The sequence below is a fragment of the Lutispora sp. genome, from assembly GCF_041687175.1.
Classification (GTDB): Bacteria; Bacillota; Clostridia; order Lutisporales; family Lutisporaceae; genus Lutispora.
In genome coordinates, this window is sequence record NZ_JAWLCK010000143.1 from 1 (window position 1) to 5,892 (window position 5,892).

Annotated in this window: 5 protein-coding genes; all 5 read right to left on the minus strand. The window is 40.0% G+C overall.

The genetic code is table 11. The annotated features are described in order from the left end of the window. Positions 1-146: 146 nt before the first annotated feature. The 5 genes from ACESM9_RS13805 to ACESM9_RS13825 are packed head-to-tail and all read right to left on the minus strand — an operon-like array spanning position 147 to position 5,400. Positions 147-947: a sugar ABC transporter substrate-binding protein gene (locus tag ACESM9_RS13805; protein WP_372999875.1), complete on the minus strand. Its 801-nt coding sequence runs from the start codon at positions 945-947 to the stop codon at positions 147-149. Between the two features lie 12 nt (positions 948-959). After that, positions 960-1,232, minus strand: a complete 273-nt coding sequence (locus ACESM9_RS13810; protein WP_372999863.1) for a hypothetical protein — start codon at positions 1,230-1,232, stop codon at positions 960-962. A 40-nt stretch (positions 1,233-1,272) separates the two neighbouring features. After that, a complete protein-coding gene (locus ACESM9_RS13815; RefSeq protein WP_372999866.1) occupies positions 1,273-2,874 on the minus strand; it encodes a response regulator in 1,602 nt (533 codons plus the stop codon). Continuing rightward, positions 2,871-4,415 carry a sensor histidine kinase gene (locus tag ACESM9_RS13820; protein WP_372999869.1) on the minus strand — a complete coding sequence of 515 codons (1,545 nt, stop codon included), beginning with the start codon at positions 4,413-4,415 and terminating at the stop codon, positions 2,871-2,873. The genes ACESM9_RS13815 and ACESM9_RS13820 overlap by 4 nt, the downstream gene beginning before the upstream one ends. 1 nt (position 4,416) lies before the next feature. Beyond that, entirely contained in the window at positions 4,417-5,400 is a 984-nt protein-coding gene (locus ACESM9_RS13825; protein WP_372999872.1) for a sugar ABC transporter substrate-binding protein, read from the minus strand. Positions 5,401-5,892 lie beyond the last annotated feature (492 nt).

Genomic DNA, 5,892 nt, shown 5'->3' on the forward strand with positions numbered 1-5,892 from the left:
ATAAAAGTAGTGCCAATAATAGTACAAGCTTTCTGTTCATCTATTTCACCCCTTATTTTTTTTATCAATATATTATATTAGCCTCATAAGGGGTATATTCGTGATTTCAACAGAGCAATCGAGCATGAGTAAAAAAGGTATGCAATCTATCTTTGTGTAGGTCGTTTATCCTTTGGTATATTCTTGTATACTTCCTCATATTTCTGATATCCGTCTTTTATAACAGTGCTGATAATATTATCCCGATCCACAGAAATAGGTGTTAACAGCAAGGTGGGAACAACAATCCTTCCATTGTCTACGCCATTATTACCTGTGAATGCCTCTCCTTCGGCAAGGCTTACCGCAACTGCTGCTGCACCTTCTGCTTCAGCCTTGATCGGTACATACACCGTCATACTCTGAGTGCCTTCCACAATTCTCTGACAGCCGGCCAAATCCGCATCCTGCCCGGATACTTCCACTTTTCCTGCCAGTCTGTGTCCCGCCAAAGCCTTAATCGCACCTCCTGCAGTGCCGTCATTTGAAGCTACAACTGCCTTGATATTATCATTGTTATCTGCAAGAGCCTTTTCGACTATATTGCGTGCAACTGAAGGATTCCAATCCTCCACCCATTTTTCTGCGACTATCTTGATATTGCCTTTTTCAACATATGGTTTAAGTACCTTCAACTGCCCTTCTCTTATCTGTTTAGAGCAGTAATCAGTCTGTGCACCTTCCAAGAGTATGTAATTACCCTTCGGTGCCTTTCTTACCAGATATTCCGCTTGCATTTCTCCTATTTTTACATTGTCATAAGATACGTAGGCGTCAATGATGCAATTCCTTATAAGTCTGTCATAAGCAACAACCGGAACATTCAGCCTGTTTGCTTCTCCGATAACAGAAGCCATTTTCTCACCATCTTGGGGAATTACGACCAGGACATTAATGTTCTGAGCCAGAAGCTTCCTGCATTATTCCACCTGCAGCTCTGCATTACCGTTTGCAGATTGCAGTATGACCTCCGCACCCAGTTCATTACATTTTGCAATAAAAATATCCCTGTCTACCAGCCACCGCTCTTCCTGAAAACTGGCTATTGAAAAGCCTACCTTAATGCTCACCTCGTTATTCAAGGAAGCAGTACCTGTTCCAGCTCCGCTTGCGGATACCGTTCCGTTCCGGTTTTCGGTCACCCCGCTTTCACAAGCTGCAACTGCGGATATAAGCATGATCACAAGTGCCATAAGAATAATTTTTCTGGACGGACGCATAACTCACACCCCTTTATTTTACAAGCTTGATATCTTTAAATTCGCTGGGTGTCAATCCTGTGACTTTTTTAAAGACCTTGGTGAAGTAATTCGGATCGCTATAGCCTACTTCCCAGCATATATCACTGATATTCCTGCCGGATTTCAGAATCAATTTTTTTGCTTCCTCAATCCGGATGTGGGTCAGATAATCTATAAAGCTCTTACTGTATTCATTTTTGAACATCCTGCTAAAATAGTTGGGGCTTACACATACTTGCTTTGCTACTTCCTCCAGAGTAAGCTCCCTCATATAATTCTCATTAATATATCTGACAGCAAGAAACAGTATCCCTTTTGCCCGCTTTGTCCGCTCCTCCCTGAATCTGTCGGATATAAGGCGTATATCCTCTTCAAAGGTATGGTAAATTTCCTCCAGTGTTTTCAAACTGTAGTAACGGTCTTTTCCCGTAATAAAATCCCTTAGACCGCTTTTCTCATTCCCTGCTTCATAAATCAGCCTTGTTAAAGCAAAATATAGTTGTAATAATTCAAATTTGACCCTGTTCACATTACACTCAAGTGTTTCCGTCGTATAATCAAATATACCCACGAAAACCCTTATAGCATGCTCGGTAATGCCAAGACGGATTTTCTCCAGAAGCTGCTTTTCCATTTCATAAGGGTAGTGAAATTGCTTAACAATCTCGCCTTTTATGTCTCCATAATTAACTATGTCCGATCCAAAAGAGTCAATATTGTTAATGACGGTGAGTGCCTGGTTATAGGAGTGTCTGATTTCACCCAGACTGCTGTGTGCCTCACTAATTCCGAAGCACATTTTCACCTTGAAATTATCCTTTACTGCATTTCTAATTCTCAGCATTTTCTTAAAGGCACTATCCCTTATATCATAGTCTTGTTCATCTCCTTGTAATGAGAAAACCAAAACTATTTTATTTGCTATGAAGCTGCTGATCAGACATGGCTTAAGCTCAGGCATGTTGTCCTTTATATATACCTGTATTTTTTCCGTCATCAAGCCCCGCTCCATCTCATCATTTATAGCAAGGCTTTCCTCATTTATCATACCAATTGCAATATATCCTGAAGAAATATCTACATCCAGAAGGGAAGCATACCGTCTGATCCTGTCATCATCACCCATCATAACTGCAAGAGCTGTCTCAATCTCAAGTACCGGAAGTATGCTCCTCAACCTTTCCTTTATTTCTAATTCTTCCTTGTTTGAACGCTTTTCAAGTTTTATTTTTTGAAGGACTCCCCCTATCACATTGATAAATTCATCCTTGGCCACCGGTTTTAGAAGGTAATCTTCAATTCCTAATTTTAATGCTTCTTTTGCATAATCAAAATAGTTGTAAGCCGAGACAACGATGAATTTGCTGTTGGAATTTCTTTTTCGTATTTCCTCTATTGCTTCGATACCATTTATACCAGGCATTTTAACATCCATCAGCATCAATTCGGGTTTGTGTATTTCAAAGGCTTCTATGGCCTTTCTTCCGGTTTCCACTTCCGCAACCACCTTAAGTTCAGGAAAATGTCTTCTTATCAATACCTTATAAACTTCTCTTTCAAGAGCCTCATCATCTGCAATAATTACCTTTATCATAGTCTCCCCTCCGACACCTTATCCGCATCCTGTTCTGCGACGGCTTCTGCTTCAAATTGGAAGCCATAAGGCAGGAAAAGCTTTATAACAGTTCCACCTCCTACCACACTCTCAATAGTGAACAGGTCTTTAACCTTATAGAACCCTTGCAGCCTTTTGACAACATTGTTTATTCCAAGTCCGGTGGTATGCCCCTTAAACTCTGAAGTATCGTTTATAACACTACGGATTTGGGTTAGCTTTCCGTCATCTATTCCTGTACCTTTATCACTTACCTCAACCACTACCAAGTCCTTATCCTTATAAATATGGAGGCTGATCTCTCCTCCTTCTTCATTGTTCTCAATACCATGTATGAAAGCATTTTCTACAATCGGCTGCACCGTCATGTTAGGAATTGGAAGGTCCAGCAAGCTTTCATCAATATCAAATTCGACCTGGACCCTGTGCTTATATCTTTTTCTTTGAATATAAATATAGTGCCTGATGTTCTCTACTTCATCCCACAACTTCACTATTCTGTCAGACCTCCTAAGATTGTACCGCAGAATCTTTGATATAGCTTCAGCAATCTCACAGGTCTCCGATGCTCCCTCCAAAAAAGCTGTGTGATGCAGTGTTGTAATAGTATTGAATAAGAAATGTGGATTTACCTGAGCCTGCAGTCTCTTAAGTTCAGCTTCCTGAAGCAGTGCATTGATTCTCAGGTTCTCCATTTCCTTCATCTGCAACAGGCTTTTCATCTCTGCCTTTTCTTCAATTTCCTCAATATAATCCTTTATATCACAGCTCATACGGAATAGAGTATCCGAAAGTATTTTCAACTCGTTATGAGGATTAACTCTGACCGGCTCCACCTGAAAGTCACCCCTGGAAATCCTCTCTGCCATCTGAACAAGCTTGTCCACAGGCTTTACGATTGACATGTTCAAATATAGGGCAAGCAGAACATACAACAGAACCGACATTATTATCAGCAATATCATAAACGACCGTAATACCACCATCTGCTGCAGAAGATTCTTTTGGAACAGCTTGCTTTCAGAAATATAGCTCAGGGTCAGTTCGTCTGTACTGTCTTTTATGTACGACTGGATTTTTAATGCTCTTGAAAGTTTTGCGGAGGAGCCGTCCAGATTTCTTTTCCGGTGTTCATTAATAGCAGCTTCTGCCTCTTCACCATAGGTTTCGAACATATACCTAATGTTCTCAAAAAGAATGCTGTCTTCTTTCTTGGAAAAGGATAGGCGGGTATCTTTCATCTTTTTGTTTAAGTCCTCGTACTTTTGGTAAAAAGCGCTTATATATGTGCGGTCGCTTTCACTAAGATATATATTAAGATCGGCACTAATATTCTCAATGGAGTCTGTATAGTCCTCTAAGGTCTTCAGATTAAGATAGACATTATCAAATTGATCGAAGGTCTTTGCCATATTATAGTATACTATAACGCTAAGCGCACCTATAAAAACAATAACAACAGAAAAATATATAAGTACTTTTTTTCTTAGAGGAATTACATCCCAGATCTTCCCTCTCATTCTAATTCATGTCCTTTCTATCGTTAAGAAAACTGTCAACATTCTCCTTCCGGATTTCCAGTATGTTGGGATTTACGGATTCCGAAATACTCTCCCCCATCAAATGCTTCAACATACATTCCACCGACAGGTAGCCTATGGAATATGTATCTTCCACCAATGAAGCATAGATAATCCCATTTTGTATATGCTTCATGATTTCTGTTGAATCCCCCGAACCTATTACCACATTATAGGTTTTATTAAATTCTATCATTGCTCTGACTACTCCCAGGGTACTTTCAGTATCAGTGCAAAGAAAGGAATCGATCTGAGGTTGGTCCACAAATACAGATTGCACGGTGTTTATGTACTCAATAACACTTGCTTCCGCAACATCAAAAAGCTCAATACCCATATCAGGATAGTTGCTTATTGTATTCATATAACCTTGCTGCTTCAAATCCGGCTTGGCAGCACCGGGATTGATGAATAAAGCAGTTCTTGCAAGTCCTTTTGTGGCAGAGTACATCAGTTTTCCTGCATGAACACCATAAGCATAGTTATTGGTTCCTATAAAAGAAATCCTTCTACTGTCAGGCAAATCACTTTCTATAAGTATTACTGGAATGTTTTTTTTATGTGCAATCTCAATATATTCACGTACAGCCTCGGTATCAGGCACATTTGTTATGATTCCGTCCACTTTTGCAGCAATTGCCTTATCCAGTTCCTCGCAGTGTTCTTCAACCTCCAGAGGCTTAAAATGATGAAACATTACCCCTATGTCAAAATCCTTCGCCGCTTTTTTTAGTCCTTCCTCCAAATTTTTCTTGTAATTATCGCTGCTTCCCGAATAAACACAAACAATCCTCCTGGATGAACTACCAAAGGATGCTGTTCTATCCTCTTTGTCATACTTGAGACTTGATAATGAAAGCAGCACTACCGTAGTAGATATTAATACCAATATTACCGGAATCAACATACTCATTCTAATCCTCACAATTGTTCCTCTTCCTTTTCTGAATAAAGATAGATCAATAAAAAATCAACTTGTATACAAAAATTATCCCATAGTTTTCTGCATTATTCAACACGTTTACCTTATGTTGCAATGGATGGGATTCATATGATCTGTTGCATAAAAATGGAATGCTGTGACATAGTTTGTTGCAAATTCCGACTATCGGGAAAGTATGTCCTCATCGCCTTTCAAAGCCAGCAAAATCACTGGCGGGGGTCCCATCTCTGCTTGCCCGTCTGGTTATTTTGCCCGAGGGTATTGCGTTCCGAGGTCAGTGAAAGGCTTCTTCGGAGATACTTCCCCACGTCGGTGTTGATTGTTCTATAACAGCTTCTGCAATATATCACAAACCAGGATTGCTGTGAATATTGAGGAGTAGCCTTTGCGTAGGAACCTTAGAGCTTCTTAACGAAATGGAGGAATAGCAGCATCAACTGTTTGAGCGGAGCGAGTTTTGATGCTGCCCGTAAT